The sequence below is a fragment of the Streptomyces sp. NPDC088246 genome, assembly GCF_044741025.1.
GTDB lineage: Bacteria > Actinomycetota > Actinomycetes > Streptomycetales > Streptomycetaceae > Streptomyces.
In genome coordinates, this window is record NZ_JBIURV010000035.1 from 25394 (window position 1) to 42502 (window position 17109).

A 17109-nucleotide genomic window follows, 5' to 3' on the forward strand; every position below is an offset into this window, starting at 1 on the left:
CGCGCGCGGCATTCAGTTGTGGAAGTACCAGAGTTCCGGCGTATACAGGAAGCTGAGCAGCGAGCTGAACGACGACGGCGGCCCGGAGAGGCTGTTCTTCCACACGACAAGGGTGTGCGGAGTCGGGAAGTAGAGCACCGGCAGCTCCTTGCCGAGGTGGGTCACCTCGGCCGACAGGGCCTTGGAATCCGCTCCGAACGTCGACGCGTCGATCAGCTTGTTTGCCTCTGCGTCGCGGTACCCGCCGAGATTGAAGCTGCCTCCCGTGTTGAACACGGTATTGCTGCTCGGGTATCCGGCCGCCAGGTACAGCGGTCCGTAGTCCTGTGCCGCCCACTTGTTCTTGTTGGCGGGCGCGAAGGAGTTGCCGTAGTTGGTGTACAGGTAGTTGAGCGACTTGCTCACGAGCGTGACCTTGAGGCCCAGCTTCTTGGCCTCCGATGCGAAGGCGGTGTCCCGGGCGCCGACGTACGCCGGGGTGTTCGCGGAGGCGAGGGAGAAGTCGACCGTCTGCCCGCGCGGGATGCCCGCCCCGCACTCGCCGGCCCCGGTGCCCGGGCGTTGGCAGGTGGTGGCGCCGCCCGGCTCGACCTTCCAGCCGTGGTCGGTGAGCAGGTTCTTGGCGGCGGCCGGGTCGTACGGGTAGGGCGCCTTGTCACCGAACGCGGGCGGGTATGGGGAGTCGCTGCCCGCAGTGGTGTAGTTGGGGGAGGCGGCACCGTTGTACACGCCCCGGCTTCTGATGTAGCCCTGCTGGTCGATCAGGTGTTGCAGGGCCTGGCGGACGTACGGCTGCGCGATCACCTTGTCGAAGTGGTGGGTGGTGTCCTCGAAGTTCAGGACCAGCGGGTCGAACCGGGCGGGCGCCGGGGCGCCGTAGACGTGGTAGCCCTTCTTCTTCAGCGCGTCGATCTGCATGATGAAGCTGGAGTCCAGCGTTCCGACGGTCAGGTTGCCGGCCTTGAACTGGTTGAGGACCGCTGGGGCGGAGGTGAACGACTTGAAGTCGACCCGGTCGAGCCGTGAGCCGCCCGGGCCGCTGTAGGACGTGTTGGGGACCAGGGAGAACGAGCCGGTCGTGGGGTCGAAGCTCTTGAGACGGTACGGGCCGTTGACCACCTGCCAGAGCGGGTTGTCGGCGAATGTGGCCTGGGACTCCGACTGCTTGGTGAGGTAGGTGTAGATGGCCTTGGCGTTCTTCGGCTGCGTGTAGTCCAGGTGCGGCCCCGAGGCGCGGGCGATGTTCCACTCCTTGGAGGGCATCACGTACAGCAGGGTCAGCATCGACATCAGGTAGGACGGGTTGTACGCGTTCGTGGACCTGAGGGTGAGCTCGTCCGACGCGGTGGCCTTCGCGGTGATGCCGTCGGGAAACTGCCCCGGGGTGTAGAAGCTCCAGTTGGCCGGGCTCTCCTTGAGCGCGGCCTTCAGCAGGGCCAGGGAGAAGACGACGTCGTCGGCGGTGACCGGTCTGCCGTTGGACCATGAGTAGCGCTTCATCCTGATGCTCACGGTCCTGCGGTCGGTGCTGTAGCGGGGCGCCTCGGCCAGGCTCAGTGCGGCGTCCGCGATCTGGTCGCCCTCACCACTGGGGCGGTAGAGGGAGCGCCACAGGAGCCCCCGGGCGATGACGGTGCCGTTGGCGGACGCCGGCGGATACGGATAGATGTAGTTGGGGCTGAGTCCTGGAGTCAGCGCGACCGTGGCCGTGCCGCCGTCCTTGGGCTTCCCGGACTCCTTCGGCAGGGTCTTGTAACCGCCCTGCAGCTCCTTGGCCAGGTCGCCGCCGCCGGTGCACGCCGTGGCCAGTACGGCGAGCACGGCGGCGAGCACCGCGAAGCGGCGTCCTCGCGCCTTGCCGGGCACATGTGTCATGGATGGCTCCCTGCGAGGTGTGGTGGAAGAGGGTGAAGAGGCGACGGTTGTCGCGAGCGGCCTCAGCCGGCCCGGTGACCGACCGCGTCGCGGAGGGCGTCCGCCAGCAGGTTGAGCCCCAGCACCGTGACGATGACGCAGATGCCGACGGGATACACCAGCCACCAGTAGTCGGCGGAGATGAACGTTGCGCCGTTGGCAAGCTGGCTGCCCCAGTCCGCGGTCGGGTATGTCAGGCCGAAGCCCAGGAAGCCCAGAGCGGCGACGACGAGGATCGCGTCGGCCACCTGGAAGGTGATGACGACGATGATCACGCTGAGCGCGTTCGGAATCAGGTGGGTGAGGATGAGCCGTGGGCGGGAGGCCCCCATCACCCGGGCCGCCAGCACGAACTCCCTTACCCGCAGGGTCAGGACCTCGCCGCGGACGAGCCGGGCGGAGACCAGCCAGGAGAACCCGCCGATGACCAGGCTCAGCGACACGGCGTTCGGGTGGAAGCGCACCGAGAGGATCAGGACGAAGAAGAGGAAGGGGACCGACAGCAGGGTGTCGACCACCCGCATCAGGAACCCGTCGACGACCCCGCCGGCGAGTCCGGCGACGGCGCCGTAGACCGTACCGATCGTGGTGGCGAACAGCGCGGCGAGCAGCCCGATCTGCAAGGACACCCTGCCGCCGGCCATGAGGCGGCCGAGCACGTCGAACCCGTTGAGGTCCGTCCCGAGCGGATGCTCGGTGCTGGGCGGCAGAGCCGCGTTCACCAGATCCACGTCGGTCTGGTTGGTCCGGTAGAGCAGGGGGCCGAGGAAACAGAACCCGACGACGAGTATCAGAAGCAGCCCGCCGGCGAGGCCCAGCGGGTGGTGCCGCAGTGCGCGCAGCACCGGCTTCGGAGTGAACCGCTCGCGCACGTTGGTCGGTTCGACCGGGTCGGCTGCTGACGGCGCCGTGGCGCCCGCCTCCAGGGCCCCCGCTGTGTCTGTGTGTCGTGAGGTCATTTGTTCAACTCGATTCGGCTGTCGGCGGCGGCGACCGCGATGTCGGCGACGAAGTTGCCGGCCACGGTGAGGACGCCGCCGATCAGGGTGTAGGCGAGGAGCACCGGGTAGTCCTCGTGCTGCAGGCTGTTGAGGAACAGCAGGCCGAGGCCGGGGTAGTTGAAGAGCGACTCGACGATCAGGTTGCCTGCCAGGAGGCTGGGGATGAGCGTGCCGACCAGCGTGATCAGCGGCAGACAGGCGTTGCGCAGCAGGTGGCGCGTCAGGACGCTCCGCTCCGGGAGCCCTTTGGCCCGGGCGACCCGGATGTAGTCCTGGCCGAGCTGGTCGAGAGCCGACGAGCGCTGGTACTGGGAGAAGATCGCGACGCTGGTGACAGCGAGCGTGATGACGGGCAGGGCCATGGCGCGGGGATCGGTGAGGACCACCCACGAGGAGTGCGACTGGGACGCCTCGGCAGGGAAGAACGGCAGGGACTGGCTGAACACAGCGATCAGGATCAGGCCCAGCAGGAACGACGGAGTCGCGTAGAGCACATAGGAGGCCGCCGTGGTGGCGCGGTCGACGAGACTGTTGCGGCGGACCGCCTGGAGGATGCCGAGCGGGACGGCGATCAGCAGCGCGAGGACCAGGCCGGCGAGCGACAGCATCGCGCTGCGGCCGGCGTTCTGCTGCAGTACCGCCCCCACGTTCTCGTTGAGCTTGTAGGACCTGCCCAGGTCACCGTGGGCGAGCTGGCCCAGATAGCTGAGGTACTGCACGACGAGCGGCCGGTCGAACCCGTGCTCCCGGTTGAAGTCGTCCACGGCCTGGGGGGATGCGCGCTGTCCCAGGACCACGCGGCCCGGGTCGTCCGAGACCACGTGCAGCAGGAAGAACACCACCGCGGAGATGCCCAGCACGACGACGAAGGAGATCGCCAGCCGTCGGACCACGTACCAGCTCATGCGTGACCATTTCCTCTCCGGGAGATCCGTGGGGTCCCTGATGTGCAGGGGAGTGGTGAGTGACGGTTCATCGTGCGGAGAGCTCCTCGGGCTGTGCGGCCGGCGAGTGCAGGGGGTGGTGGCAGGCGACCTTGTGCGTGCCGGTGAGGGTCGCGAGGGCGGGCTCCGTCGCCGCGCACACCTCGGTCGCCAGTGGACATCGGGTGCGGAACCGGCAGCCGCTGGGCGGATCGATGGGACTGGGCAGTTCGCCGCGCACGCGCGTGCCCGACCGGGAGCGCGGCGCGGCGGGGTCCGCCTCGGGAACCGCCGCGAGCAGCCCCGCGGTGTACGGGTGCGCCGTGGACCCGTACACCTCCTCGGTGGTGCCGGTCTCCATCAACTTGCCCAGGTACATGACTCCGACGCGGTCGGCCAGGTACCGCACGACCGCGAGATCGTGGGAGATCACGACACTGCTCAGTTCGCGTTCACGTTGGACGCGGTGCATCAGATTGAGGACCTGGGAACGGATGGAGACGTCCAGCGCGCTGACCGGCTCGTCGGCGACCAGCACCTTCGGGTCCAGGGCCAGCGCGCGGGCCAGCCCCACCCGTTGGCGCTGTCCCCCGGAGAGTTCGTGGGGGTAGCGCTCCAGGACGCCCGACGGCAGCCCCACGTCCCCAAGGAGCTCGCGGGCCCGGGCGGTCCGGGCGGCGCGGCTGCCGATGCCCTGGATCGCGAGGGGCTCGCGCAGGATCGCGCCGATGCGCATGCGGGGGTCGAGAGACGAGTTCGAGTCCTGGAACATCATCTGCAACTGGGCCCGGCGCGGCGCGAGTTCGCGGGCACTCATACCGGTCACCGACGCGCCGTCGAAGATCACCTCGCCCGACGTGGGCCGGTTCAGGGCCACGAGCATGCGGCCCAGCGAGGACTTGCCGCACCCTGACTCCCCGACCAGGCCGAACGTCTCACCGGGCGCCACGTCGAAGCTCACTCCGGAGACCGCCTTGACCGTGCGGCGCCGCCCGAGGAGGCCCCGTCCGCCCACCGGGTACTCAAGTCTGAGATCGACGATCCGCAGCCGCGGCGTCGTCTCGCGTGCGGCAGGGGCCTCGGGGGAGACGGCGGGCCGTGCGACGGCCGATGCTCCTGAGCCGGTACGGACTGCTGCCGCGGCGACCGGGTGCCAGCACGCGTGGGTGTGCCCGTCCTCCGCCACCGAGAGCGGCGGCCGCTCCTCGTGGCAGCGGTCCGTCGCGGCCGCACAGCGCGGCGCGAAAGGACAGCCCGCGGGGGAGGTGGCCAGATCCGGCGGTGTGCCGGGAATGCTGAAGAGCTGCTCGCGCCGGTCCTGGGTGAGCGAGGGGATCGAGGACAGCAGCGCATGGGTGTAGCGGTGCCGGGTATGGCTGAAAAGAGCTGGTGTCGGCCCGGTCTCGGCCACGCGCCCGGCGTACATCACGCCCACCCGGTCGGCGTGCCGGGCGATCACTCCCATGTCGTGGGTGATGAGGATCATCGACATGCCCAGCCGGGTCCTGAGGTCGTCCAGGAGATCGAGGATCTCCGCCTGGATGGAGACGTCGAGCGCGGTGGTCGGCTCGTCCGCGATGACGACCCGCGGCTCGCACGCCAGGGCCATCGCGATCATCACGCGTTGCCGCATGCCGCCCGAGAGCTGGTGCGGATAGTCGTCCAACCGCTCGAGGGGCTTCGGTATCCCGACCAGGTCGAGCAGCTCCGCGGCACGTGCGCGCGCGGCCTGCTTCGACGCGCCCTGGTGCAACCGCACCGGTTCGGCGACCTGTTCGCCGATGCGGCGGGTGGGGTTCAAGGCCGTCATCGAATCCTGGAACACCATCGCGATGTCGTTGCCGCGTAGGGCCCGGTACCGGTCCGCGGGGAGTCCGACGAGCTCCGTACCGCCGAAGTCGATCGAGCCGCCGGTCACCCGGCCACCGGCCGGCAGCATGCCCATCACGGCCAGGCCGGTCATGGACTTGCCGGATCCGGTCTCCCCGACGATCCCCAGGGTCTCCCCGCGATCGAGCGCCAGACTGACGCCCGAGACCGGGTGAACGATCCGGTCGCCCCGGCGGATCTCGACCGACAGATTGCGGATCGTCAGCACCCGGCTGCCGTCCGCGGGCTCACGTGCGTTCTCAAAACCATCGCTCGCGCGCACGATATGGCTCTCCATCTCCTCGACCATCCGACGATTTTGAGACACGTACTTCAGGCGCCGTTCGTCGGGTTCACTGAACATTCAGGTGTGCGTCGTTCCGATCGCACGAAGGGAATCTCCTGCCGCGCACGGCGCTCAGCCGGCGGACGCGGGCCGGCCCAGTTCGTTCCGCAGCAGGCGCCGTACGTTCTCCCCCAGGACCGCGACGATGTCGCGCTCCGGCCACCCCCGCTGTTGCAGCGCATCGGTGACCAGCGGCAGCCCGGCCGGACCCGCAAGCCCGGGCAGATAGGCGTCGGCCGGCACTCCCTCGACGAAGGCCGGCTCGCAGCACGGGGGAGTGGTGTCGGCAAGTACTTCCTTGATGAAGTCGGGACCCAGCCCGACGTGCTCGACGCCGGCCACCCCGGCAATGTGCTCGATGTGGTCGATCAGCCGGCCGATCGAGTAGTCGCTCTCGTGCAGGTACGGGGCGAAGAAGTTCACGCACACCACTCCGCCGCCCGCGGCGACGCCCCGGATCTGCTCGTCGTCAAGGTTGCGGTGGTGGTCGAAGAGCGCCCGTGCGCTGGAGTGCGTGGCGATCAACGGCCGTGAGGACAGCTCCAGGACGTGCTCGACCCCGGACGCGCCGAGATGACTGATGTCGTAGAGCATGCCGAGGCGCTCCATCTCGGCCAGCGCCGCGACCCCGGAGCGGGTCAGCCGGCCGCCCGTCGCGTCCTCGCCGCTGCCGTCGGCCAGGGAGGTGCGACCGAAGTGGGCCAGGGACGCGATCCTGACCCCCAGCCGGAACAGGGTCTCCAGCAGCTCCACGTCCTCGCCCACGCCGGGTGCGCTCTCCAGTGCCAGCACCAGGGCGATCCGGCCCTCAGCCAGCGTCCGGTCGATCTGGGCGCCGTCCGTGCACAGCGTGACGGCATCGGCGTTGCCGGCCGCGAGCCGGTGCGCCGCCTCGATCATGCGCAGCGTGCGGCGAAGCGCCCCCTCCGGCCGGTACGGATCTTCGACGAACACCGGCAGCGCCTGAAGGTTCACCCCGCCGGCGAGCAACTGCGGCAGCCAGCGCTCCCGGAAGAACTCCGCCCAGTGGTCCACCGGCCGGGCGACCACCGCACACAGCAGGTCGTTGTGCAGGTCTGCCACGATCGCGCGTCGGTGCATCTCGTTCATCGCTGTGCCCGCCGCTCGGCCCGGCCGGTGTGCAGATACAGCGCGTGTCCCTGCCCGTCGTCGCCGAGGAAGGCGAGCGGCGCGTGGACCCCGCGCTCCGGCTCGACCGGGATCAAGGTGTCACCGCGCCTGCCGACCAGCTCCGTGCGGTACGGCGCCTCGTCCAGTTCGGCGACGGCTCCCCGGGGAGTGCGCTCCAGCCACAGCCGCCCGGCGGTGTCCCGGCTCACCGTGGTCTCGGCGGTGCTGGACGTGTACGTACCGACGTACCGGGACGTCTCCGTAACGGGAGCGCCCATGTCCGGCACCGGAGAGGCGGGCAGAGCGACCCCGGCGAGTTCACCGAGGACCCGGCCCGCGATCTCCGTGTACACGCGCCGCGACAGGCCGCCGTTGGTGACGATCGCCACCGCGACATCCCGCTCCGGCACCAGGCGCAGGAACGCCGACTGACCGATGGTGTTCCCGTCGTGTCCGATGACCGTGCCGCCCGACAGGTCGAAGAGCTCCCAGCCGAGCCCCCAGGCGGCGCCCTGGTCGATGTCGGGCAGCGTGACCTGCGGCCGCTGCATGGCCTGGACGGTCTCCGGGCCGAGCACGGTCACCCCGTCGGGGCCCCGGCCTCCGGCGAGGTGCATCCGGGCGAAGGCCAGCAGATCGCGCGCACGCATCGCCAGCATCGATCCGGCCGGTGCGTTCGAGCGTGCCAGGGCCCACACCGGCGTCGGCTCGAGCGGCGCCCCCGGCACCGTCTCGATGTGACCCACTGCCGTGCGGTGGACGATCGCCTCGTAGGGGTCACTCGCGGTGTGACTCATACCCAGCGGAGTGAACAGGTGCCGCCGGGCGCAGACGTCGAACGGCTCCTCGCGCAGCACCTCGACGATCCGCCCGAGCACGCAGTACCCGGCGTTGTTGTACGAGAACATCGCGCCCGGCTCGAAGAGCTGCGGCACGTCCCGCAGGACGCCCAGGTACTTCTCCAGGCAGTCGTCACCCTTGCCGGTGTCGGTGAAGATGTCCCCCTCGAAACCCGCGACGTGACTCAGCAGATGCCGCGTGGTGATCCCTCGCGCCGCTTCCTCGTCGGCGATCCGGAACTCCGGCAGGACGGCCCGTACGGGAGCGTCCAGATCCAGTCGTCCCTCGTCGGCCAACTGCATGACCAGCGTCGCGGTCATCACCTTGGTGATCGACCCGATCTGGAAGAGAGAGTCCACCGTGGCGTCGACCCCTGTGGCCGTGCTCAGCACACCGGCCGCGGATTCGACCCATTCATCTCCGGCTCGGACCGCCACGGCTGCCCCGGGCACCTGGCTCTCGGCGAGCAGATCCGGCAACCGGCGGCGCAACCAGGCACCGACCTCCTCCAGTTTGTTCAGCTGATCCGACCCGTCCAGCTTCTGCACGGCATCCCTCCCTGCTCGACTGCGCAGGAGCTTAGGACCTGCGGAAACCGCCCTCTTCGTCCACTCCCACCACATGCGGCCCGGGCATTGGTGCGACTGGCCGAACCGGGCGGCTCGCCGCTTCGACGGATGGGGGAGCAGGCTTGTGACGACGCGGCCTCTCAGGCCCTCCCGCGTCTCAGCCCGCGGCGAAGCGATCCGCACGAACAGCACGACCGTGCCGCCGGCCCCGGCTACAAGGAGGTGCGTCAAACCCTGCGCGCCACCCCCCGCCGACGAGACAGGCGACAGCTTCAGCGAGCTGGGAGGGTATGAGGCGTCTGATGGGGACTGCAGGGACCGGTTGCCGACTGTGCCCGGGTATACACGCACGGCACCCGCACGCGTCCGAACGCAGGGCCCTCCCGCTTCCGCCGCCTGATGACGGCGGGCCGTCACGCCCGCCGCCCCGTCCGTGCCTGCCTCTGGGCCCGAAGCGCAGGACCTGCGAGGAAGAGCGGCCCGCCGTCCACCGGCAGGCCGCGCTGCTCACGGCCGTGCTGCGCGACCCGGTCCGAGTGCGTACGTACGAGCAGGCGCACGGCGCGTGCCTGCGTCACGCCCCGATCGGCGCATGCCCGTCGCGCCGCCCCCAGGTCAGTTGCCCGCCGTCCACAGAGCCGCCTGCGGAGCCGACTGCGTAAGTGTCCTCTCGCCCGTCCAGTCGATGAAGGAGGTGCCGGGCAGATAGTCCTGCTGGAGGAAGAACGCCCGTGTGATCCGTGTGACCGTCACGGACGCGCCGGTCTCCTGGACGGGCGTACGCAGCCCGACGACCTCCGCGACGTCCGACGGCTTCGTCCCCACCGGCAGCTCGATCGTGGTCGCCGCCGCGCCATTGCGGGTGAGGGACCACGAGGCGACGTCGTGGTTGGACGTGTACAGCTTGTCGCTCCCCTTCAGCCGCACCCCGATGGACAGGCCCACGTTACCGGCCTGGTCCGACGGCGAGGTCGTGTGGGACACCGCGAGGTACAGGTAGGTGCGCTGATCGCCGAGGGCCGGAGTCTCCGGGTCCGAGGGGGATTCGATCTGGCCCTCACGTGTCATCTCCTGCCCCATGATGGGGTAGAGCCACGGATTCGTGTCCATGATGTGCTCCCGCGTCCGACCCGCGGGCAGCGACTCGATCGGTGCGAGGGAGAACCGCATGGGGTCGTCGACCTTGTCGCACAGGTTGTTGTTGGAAGTGCAGGTCTCCAGCAGCGGGCGGCTGTTCTCGTACGCGCCGGCGAATTTCAGCGTTTGGTGGTTGGGCGCCTGGTAGACGCCCGTGCCGGGGACCGTCTTGCCCTCGGCGTCGACTTCGACGCGATAGGCCCACTCGATGTCGGTGGTCCGGCCCCAGCGTGCCATCAGCGCAGGCGAGTTGGTGCCGCCGTCCTCGTTGCTCCAGATCACTGTGTACTGGATCACCTTGTGGCCGGCGGTCTGCGCCGGGGAGATCTCGTGATAGGCGAAGACCGGGGTGTCGGTCGTGCTGCTCTGGAACCGATCACCCAGATCCGGCAGGTTCCGGCCATAGAGTACGGGTGCGTTCTTCAGCACGAGTGCCTCATCGCTCTCCTCCCCGTACATCCGGACCGAGACGTCGTCGAGCTGCGCGCTGCTCGCTCCCTGCGGAGAACGGTCGTCGGCGAAGCGGAACCGCAGCTTGTGCGGCCCCTTCTTGAGGTGGCCCAGGGTGAAGCTGCGGGTGATCGGCTGATCCGAGGGGATCACGATGTCGGTCGCGTAGCGCCCGTCGACGTATGCCGATACGACCGCGGACTCGCTGCCCTTGATCCCCCAGGAGACCCCGGACGCTCGGGAGTTCAGCGATACCACAGCCTCCCCCGCCCGATTTGCGGCGAAGGGCAGGGTCCGTGCGGGCTTGCCGCGCTTCACGGTGACGGTGGGTGTGTCCGCCTTCCGTACGTCTGTTGCCGCGGCCGGAGGTGTGAACAGCCCGACTGCCGATACGGCAAGGAGGACCGCTGCCGCGCCGCTCCCCAGTCCGGCCGAGGCGGTACCGGGCCGTGACACGCGAGTGTCGTTCATCATTGAGTTCCTTTCAGGTCTTCCTACGCATGAAGCCTTGACGAGGGTGCAGCAGACCGGCGTCGGCCGGGCCATGGGAACGCCAAGCGCAGTTGAACTTTCCGGTCGGCGACGTCGTGACTTCGCACAGGTTCAGGGGCCTTGCGCCGGCCGGTGGACGGGCGCTTGCGGGTCGGCCGGCGTCACGAACCTCGAATCCGGCCTCGACGCCGACGCGGTCTTGGCTGCACTCGGACGAGCCACCGTCCGGCTCGCCGGACAGCGCCGTCTCGCCTGGGCCGTCGTCGCCCGTCCCGGCTGAACGCCGGGCCGACACCCGGCGCCTCGTCAACATCGACGGCGACACCGTCGCGATCACGTCGGCACCTCACCGGTCTTCCTCCCCACCCCGCTGCCCGGCCTACGCTGTCAGGCATGCCAACAGACAACCGGCCATTCACCGTGAACCACGACGTCGAGGTGCCCGTTTCTGTACCCGGAGCGGTCTGGACCGTCGGAGCGGTCATCCTCAACCAGGACGGCGAAGCCTTCGCCCAGAAACGAAGCCCGGACCGCCACCTCTTCCCCGACACGTGGGACATCGTGGGCGGCCATGTCGAGGCGGACGAAACCCTCCTGGACGCTCTCGCGCGAGAGGTCGAGGAAGAGACGGGATGGCGCCTTCGCCACGTGTGCCGATTTCTGGGCACCAGCACCTGGACCGGGGACGACGGAGCTGGACTCCGTCACGAGGCCGACTATCTCGTCGAGGTCGACGGCGACTTGGACCACCCCGCCCTGGAATGGTCCAAGCATTCTGCCTACGGCTGGTTCGGCCCTGACAACCTCGCTCGCCTCAGAGAGAATCGTGAGCCCGGAGAATTCTTGATCCACGACCTGATCGCGCGAGTTGTGCAAGATCGCCCGGAGATTTCCTGACGCGGGCCGGAGCTGCGTGGAGGACATGTCCTCCACGCAGAGACCCTGGTCAACCACAAAGGAGACTTCGTGAGCCGGCCAAGAACCAGGGCCATCCCCGGTTCTACCGGTCCGGTGTCCCGCGAGGCACCGCGTCCGGCGCCGGGGCGTAACCGGTGGCCCGGGTGGTGAACGTCCCCCGGCCCTGGGTCCGGCTGCGCAGCCGGGTCGCATAGCCGAACAGCTCGGCCAGCGGCACGGTCGCGCTGATCACCGATGTGCCGGCCCGCGCGGTCGAGCCCGTGACCCGGCCGCGCCGTGCCGCCAGGTCACCGAGCACCCCGCCCACGGCGTCATCGGGCACGGTGACCGTGACCTCCACCACCGGTTCCAGCAGCACCATCACGCTGTTGCGCAGCGACTCACGGAGCGCGAGCCGGCCGGCCGTCCGGAACGCCATCTCCGAGGAGTCCTTGGAGTGGGTGGCCCCGTCGGACAGCGTGACCCGCAGCCCGGTCACCGGGTGTCCGCCGAGGGGGCCCTCCGCCAGGGCATCCCGGCAGCCGGCCTCCACCGCCCGGACGTACTCCTGCGGCACCCGGCCACCGACGACGGTCGACCGGAACGCGAAGTCCACAGCATCGCCACCGCCGTTGTCACGGGCGGCTTCCAGTGGCTCCACATCGAGGACGACATGAGCGAACTGGCCGGCACCCCCGTCCTGCTTGACGTGCCGGTACACCAGTCCCGACACCCCTCGCACGACCGTCTCCCGGTAGGCCACCTGCGGCCTGCCGACGCCGACCTCCAGCCCGTGAGCACGACGGATCTTCTCCACCGCGACCTCCAGATGCAGTTCCCCCATTCCGGACAGCACCGTCTGACCGGTCTCGGGGTCGGTCCGGACCGCCAGCGAAGGATCCTCCTCGACCAATCGCGCCAGCGCCGACACCAAGCGTTCGGTGTCGATGCGTCTGCGGGCCTCGACCGCCACGGAGACGACCGGATCGGCAACGGAGGGCGGTTCGAGAACCAATGGCGCCGCGGGTGTGCACAGGGTCGCCCCGGCACGGGCGGCTTTCAGTCCGATCACCGCGACGATGTCCCCGGCCACCGCCTGGTCCACGTCCGAGTGCTGTCCGGCCTGCACCCGCAGGATCCGGCCGATTCGCTCGTTGCGTCGCGCGCCCACGTCCAGCACCGCGTCCCCCTTCCGGACCGTTCCCGAATACACGCGCAGATAAGTCAGCCGCCCCGTGGCGGTCGAGTTCACCTTGAAGACCAGCGCGGCGAACGGTGCCGCCGGGTCGGCGGACCGCTCCTGCACAGCGCCGTCCAGGGTGCCGCGTACCGCAGGCACGTCCAGCGGTGAGGGCAGGTAGGCCACGACGGCCTCCAGCAGCGGTTCGATCCCTCGGTTGCGGTAGGCCGAACCGCACAACACCACAACGCCCTCACCGGTACGGGTCAGGTCACGCAGTGCGGCGGACAGAGTCTGTGCGGAGACCGTCGACTCCGCACAGAACTCCTCCAAAGCGACCGGATGGAGTTCCGCCACCGTCTCCTCGAGCACCCGGCGGCGCCGGTGCGCCTCTTCCCGCAAGGCGTCCGGCACCCGGCCCTCCTCGAACGTGCCGCGGCCGTCGGCCCAGACCAGCGACCGCATACGCAGCAGATCCACCACCCCGGTGAACCCGTCCTCCTTTCCGATCGGCAGCTGTACCACCAGCGGGACCGTGTGAAGCCGCGCGGCTATCGACGCGACCGCCACGTCGAGGTCGGCTCCGGCACGGTCCAGCTTGTTGACGAACGCGATTCGTGGCACCCCGTGCCGGTCGGCCTGCCGCCACACCGACTCGCTCTGCGGCTCGACCCCGGCGACAGCATCGAACACCGCGACCGCGCCGTCGAGCACCCGCAGCGAGCGCTCCACCTCGTCGGAGAAGTCGACATGGCCCGGGGTGTCGATCAGATTGATCCGGTGGCCGTCCCAGACACAACTCACCGCAGCTGCAAAGATGGTGATCCCGCGGTCGCGTTCCTGGGAATCGAAGTCGGTGACTGTCGTTCCGTCATGGACCTCGCCCCGCTTGTGGGTGGTGCCGGTGAGGTAGAGGATCCGTTCGGTGACGGTGGTCTTGCCGGCGTCGACGTGGGCGAGGATGCCCAGATTACGAACGCCGTTCAGCGGACTGGTGAGATGACGGTGCAGGTCGGTACGCACGGCCCATGGCCTTTCGGGGTGATCCGGATCGGGTCGGCGCAATTCCCGGACGAACCGGCCTGTGGTCAGGCCCCGCTGAAACCCCTGATGCGGCGAACCGCATCGGTGCACAGCCGCTTGGAATGCTGAACACCTTCAAGAAATGGGTCAGTTGTTCGCCACGGTCATCCGGTGCCGGCCGCGCAGCAGGCACCGGGCACACGAGGACACCAGGATCACCTCGTACCGCGACCGGGGGACAACAACAGCGCTGCGGTAACGCACGGCCGGTCTCCCCTCACTCGTCACGGTGCGCGCCGCGATGTTGTTGCAGCGTGCGATTGGTGGCGAGTGTAGTGAACCCGGTGCCGGCGGTTCACCGGATTTTTCTGCCTGCCGCCGTATCCGGTGACCCGCGCATCGGGCCGGGTCGGCTCCTCCTGCCTGGCCACCGGCGGCTGGGGGATCTCGGACTCGGTCCCGGTGTGCAACCCGGAGGAGAGCGGGCGGGCCCGGCAGCGAGCGACGGACGATCCGTTCTTCTCGTCCGTCCACCGGGCGCCCTGATCCCCCATGTGACGTGCCCGGATTGGGCGTTGAATGCCGATGCGAATGATGAAACGATCCCGGGGAAGCCGCCAGGGCAACGGAAGGACCCACATCGATGGACGAAGTCCACGGCCTCCCGGCCGCGCAGGTGTTCGACGCTCTGGGTGCCGAGTACGAGCGGGCGTTCGCCGACTCGGCCACCCACCACGCCTCGCTGAACCGGCTGTTGGAGCACATCGCACCGCACAGCCGGGTCCTGGACGTGGGCTGCGGAACGGGCCGGCCGACCGCGCAGACCCTGGTCGACGCCGGTCATGATGTGCTGGGCGTCGATGTCTCGCCCGTCATGGTTGACCTGGCGGCCCGACAAGTGCCCGGTGCGTCTTTCGAGTGTGCCGATATTCGTGAACTTCCCCTGGGTGAGGGGAGTTTCGATGCCATCTGCGTGTACTTCTCGTTGCTGCAGATGTCCCGCGACGAGCAGTCCCGACTCCTGGGGAAGCTGGGGCGTCTGCTGGTCCCCGGAGGCCACCTGGTCGTCGCGACGGTGCCGCTGGACGTCGAGGACGTCAGCGTCGTTTTCATGGGACAGAAGGTGCAGGCGACCAGCTTCGGCGCCGACGAATTCACCGAGCTGGTCGCCGGGGCAGGATTCACGGTTCTGTGGGAGCACAGCAGCCTGTTCACCCCGGCCTACGAAGCAGCGGCGGCCGAGCCCCAGTTGTTCCTGCACTGCCGAAGGGCCTGACATACCGCGGGCCTGCCCGGAGGACAGGCCCGCGGTATGTCAGTGCTCGCGCAGAAACACCCCGGGCCGTCGTGGGCGACGTACCCCGGGGCACCGCTGCGCAAGAGCGCCCGGCCGCTTGCAGGCGTTCAGCGGGCCCTTCCACCTGCGAAGCGCATGCCTGCCGCATCTGCGCCACTGCGCAGGCGAGATGGGTGCGGGCTGCCCACCCCTGGTGACCATCGCGTTGACCGGCGTCATCGGATCCGTCGCCATGGTCTTGGCCAGCAGCACGCCGATCACCAGCGGGGCCAAGGTCACGGCCAGGGCAGTACCGGCGGTGGCGACGTGCTGCATGCGGGGGCGAGGCGGTGCGTCAGGAGCCATGGGTGTCATTCGATCAGCGATGGACCGGTGAGGAATCGGACGGCGTACTCAGTCCGGTCGTCCTTTCGTACTCATCGGTGTACGACGCCCGCCCCGCCGACGGATCGTCCCGCCATGCGCCTACGCGGTCGTGCCGGGACCGGAGCCCGTTCCCGATGCTGCCTTGATGCCCTTGGTGATGTCGTCCATGACGGAGAGCTCCGGCGCCTTGGTGTTGATGTCGAAGCCGGAACGGACGACGATCAGTGTGTCCTTGGAGCGGGGGGACGGGAACGCCAGCGACTGGACGTACCCGTCGTCACCGCTCTTCGTCACCACTTTCCAGCGCACCAGATAGCCCTGCTCACCGGCCACGGTGACCGGCCCCGACTTGAGCTCCTGATGCGAGGCGATGCCTCCGTAGATCTTCTCGCCGTAGGAATCCGTCGCGTTGGCGGAGATGTCCTTCGTCGCCGTGGCCTTCGCCGTTGTGGTGTCGAGCTTCAGGGCATTCGCCGGCATGGAGAACACCCCGCCGCGCACACACTCCTGGGACGTGTCGCCGGGACAGGCGTACTCGCCCGTGGTCACTCCCGCGCCCGCGATCCCCGACTTGCCCGTCCAGCCGTCGGGCACCGGGAGGCTGATTCCGCTGGCCAGGTCCGTGGCGTAGCCGTCCTCGGTCTGCGGTACCTGCCGCTCGGGTGCCTGGCTCTCACCGCCGCCTCCGGGCATGCCCGGCCCGCGGCCGGGCGCACCGGAAGGTGCGGTGGACGGGGCAGTGGCCGCGTTCTCCTTGGAATCGCCGGAATCGTCCGACAGCAGAAAGAGGCCGCCCCCGATGGCGGCGAGCACCACCACACCTGCGGTGATGCCGATACGCATCCGACGGCGCCGGATCGTGGCGGGCGGCACGCGGAGATGGTCGGTCCACTGGTTGCCGTCCCACCAGCGTTCCTGAATGGGGCCAATTCCTGTATACCCGGGGTCTGGATGCCAACCGGGCGGGCTCATCTGGGTCACGCGGCCACCGTAGAACGGTTGCGTGAGAATCAGATGAATACATTGGATCAGATGAACCGGGTGAACACGGTGAATCACGTGAATCGGGTGAGGAAGCGCTCCGCCCACAGCCGCAGCATCTCGTCCCCGAACGCCGGGTCCTCGCGCAGCACGCTGGTGAGCGCCAGCCCCCGGTGCAGGACCAGCAGCGATTCGCAGAGCATGGCGAAATCGTCGCGCGCCGCGACCTTTGGCCCGAAGATGTCCGAGATCACGGCGCGCTGAGCGGCGCCCACCTCCCGTTCCGCGGGCAGCAGGGCCGCCTTGAGGCCGGCATCGGTGCGGGCTGCGAGCCACAGCTCCAGGCCCGCGAGAAAGTGCGGTCCCGACATCGCGGTACGCAGCAGCGCGAGTCCGTGCTCCGGATGCAGGGCGCCCCCGTCCGTCTCGGCGCGGATGTGTGCGAGGCGCAGCTCGGCGACATGGTGGGTCGCCGCCGCCAGCAGGTCGGCCTTGGACGCGAAGTGGTGCAGCAGCGCGCCCCGTGACACCCCGGCCCGCTCCTGTACACGCTGGGTGGTCGTACCCGCGAAACCGTGCTCCACCAGGCAGTCGATCGTGGCGTCGAGAAGCCGTTGCCGGGTCTCCTCCCTTCGCTGCCGCTGGGTGCGTCGAGTGGGTGGTGTGACGGGGGACATGGCGCGAGCCTACGAT

Annotated in this window: 16 protein-coding genes; 3 read left to right on the forward strand and 13 right to left on the reverse strand. The window is 69.1% G+C overall.

Annotated features, from left to right (window positions below; genetic code table 11):
* Positions 1 to 12: 12 nt before the first annotated feature.
* The 9 genes from ACIPEK_RS34650 to ACIPEK_RS34690 form a co-directional block, all read right to left on the reverse strand.
* Positions 13 to 1875, reverse strand: a complete 1863-nt coding sequence (locus ACIPEK_RS34650; RefSeq protein WP_402004464.1) for an ABC transporter substrate-binding protein — start codon at positions 1873 to 1875, stop codon at positions 13 to 15.
* Between the two features lie 62 nt (positions 1876 to 1937).
* The gene (locus ACIPEK_RS34655) at positions 1938 to 2873 is read right to left on the reverse strand and encodes an ABC transporter permease (RefSeq protein WP_402004467.1); all 936 of its coding nucleotides are present in this window, start codon (positions 2871 to 2873) and stop codon (positions 1938 to 1940) included.
* Positions 2870 to 3820, reverse strand: a complete 951-nt coding sequence (locus ACIPEK_RS34660) for an ABC transporter permease (protein WP_402004470.1) — start codon at positions 3818 to 3820, stop codon at positions 2870 to 2872. The genes ACIPEK_RS34655 and ACIPEK_RS34660 overlap by 4 nt, the downstream gene beginning before the upstream one ends.
* Before the next feature lie 67 nt (positions 3821 to 3887).
* On the reverse strand, positions 3888 to 6005 hold the full coding sequence (locus ACIPEK_RS34665) for a dipeptide ABC transporter ATP-binding protein (protein ID WP_402004473.1): 2118 nt from the start codon (positions 6003 to 6005) through the stop codon (positions 3888 to 3890).
* Between the two features lie 120 nt (positions 6006 to 6125).
* Complete coding sequence (locus ACIPEK_RS34670) at positions 6126 to 7163, reverse strand: dipeptidase (protein ID WP_402004476.1); 1038 nt, start codon at positions 7161 to 7163, stop codon at positions 6126 to 6128.
* Complete coding sequence (locus ACIPEK_RS34675) at positions 7160 to 8572, reverse strand: serine hydrolase domain-containing protein (protein ID WP_402004479.1); 1413 nt, start codon at positions 8570 to 8572, stop codon at positions 7160 to 7162. Before ACIPEK_RS34675 ends, ACIPEK_RS34670 begins: the two co-directional genes overlap by 4 nt.
* A 434-nt stretch (positions 8573 to 9006) precedes the next feature.
* Positions 9007 to 9171, reverse strand: a complete 165-nt coding sequence (locus tag ACIPEK_RS34680; RefSeq protein ID WP_402004482.1) for a hypothetical protein — start codon at positions 9169 to 9171, stop codon at positions 9007 to 9009.
* A 37-nt stretch (positions 9172 to 9208) separates the two neighbouring features.
* Positions 9209 to 10651: a hypothetical protein gene (locus tag ACIPEK_RS34685; RefSeq protein WP_402004485.1), complete on the reverse strand. Its 1443-nt coding sequence runs from the start codon at positions 10649 to 10651 to the stop codon at positions 9209 to 9211.
* 13 nt (positions 10652 to 10664) lie between these two features.
* Complete coding sequence (locus ACIPEK_RS34690; RefSeq protein WP_402004488.1) at positions 10665 to 11009, reverse strand: hypothetical protein; 345 nt, start codon at positions 11007 to 11009, stop codon at positions 10665 to 10667.
* Positions 11010 to 11065: 56 nt separating this feature from the next.
* Here ACIPEK_RS34690 and ACIPEK_RS34695 point away from each other — a divergent pair, with 56 nt between their 5' ends.
* Positions 11066 to 11569 carry an NUDIX hydrolase gene (locus ACIPEK_RS34695; RefSeq protein WP_402004491.1) on the forward strand — a complete coding sequence of 168 codons (504 nt, stop codon included), beginning with the start codon at positions 11066 to 11068 and terminating at the stop codon, positions 11567 to 11569.
* Positions 11570 to 11672: 103 nt separating this feature from the next.
* Here the strand turns inward: ACIPEK_RS34695 and fusA are convergent, their stop codons facing one another.
* A complete protein-coding gene (gene fusA / locus ACIPEK_RS34700; RefSeq protein WP_402004494.1) occupies positions 11673 to 13772 on the reverse strand; it encodes an elongation factor G in 2100 nt (699 codons plus the stop codon).
* A 387-nt stretch (positions 13773 to 14159) separates the two neighbouring features.
* Here fusA and ACIPEK_RS34705 point away from each other — a divergent pair, with 387 nt between their 5' ends.
* On the forward strand, positions 14160 to 14318 hold the full coding sequence (locus ACIPEK_RS34705; RefSeq protein WP_402004497.1) for a hypothetical protein: 159 nt from the start codon (positions 14160 to 14162) through the stop codon (positions 14316 to 14318).
* A gap of 97 nt (positions 14319 to 14415) precedes the next feature.
* The gene (locus tag ACIPEK_RS34710; RefSeq protein WP_402004500.1) at positions 14416 to 15048 is read left to right on the forward strand and encodes a class I SAM-dependent methyltransferase; all 633 of its coding nucleotides are present in this window, start codon (positions 14416 to 14418) and stop codon (positions 15046 to 15048) included.
* Between the two features lie 39 nt (positions 15049 to 15087).
* Here ACIPEK_RS34710 and ACIPEK_RS34715 read toward each other — a convergent pair whose 3' ends face one another.
* From ACIPEK_RS34715 to ACIPEK_RS34725, 3 genes are all read right to left on the reverse strand, one after another.
* Complete coding sequence (locus ACIPEK_RS34715) at positions 15088 to 15414, reverse strand: hypothetical protein (protein ID WP_402004502.1); 327 nt, start codon at positions 15412 to 15414, stop codon at positions 15088 to 15090.
* 120 nt (positions 15415 to 15534) lie between these two features.
* Positions 15535 to 16407: a DUF2510 domain-containing protein gene (locus tag ACIPEK_RS34720; RefSeq protein ID WP_402004558.1), complete on the reverse strand. Its 873-nt coding sequence runs from the start codon at positions 16405 to 16407 to the stop codon at positions 15535 to 15537.
* An 83-nt stretch (positions 16408 to 16490) separates the two neighbouring features.
* A complete protein-coding gene (locus tag ACIPEK_RS34725) occupies positions 16491 to 17093 on the reverse strand; it encodes a TetR/AcrR family transcriptional regulator (RefSeq protein ID WP_402004505.1) in 603 nt (200 codons plus the stop codon).
* Positions 17094 to 17109 lie beyond the last annotated feature (16 nt).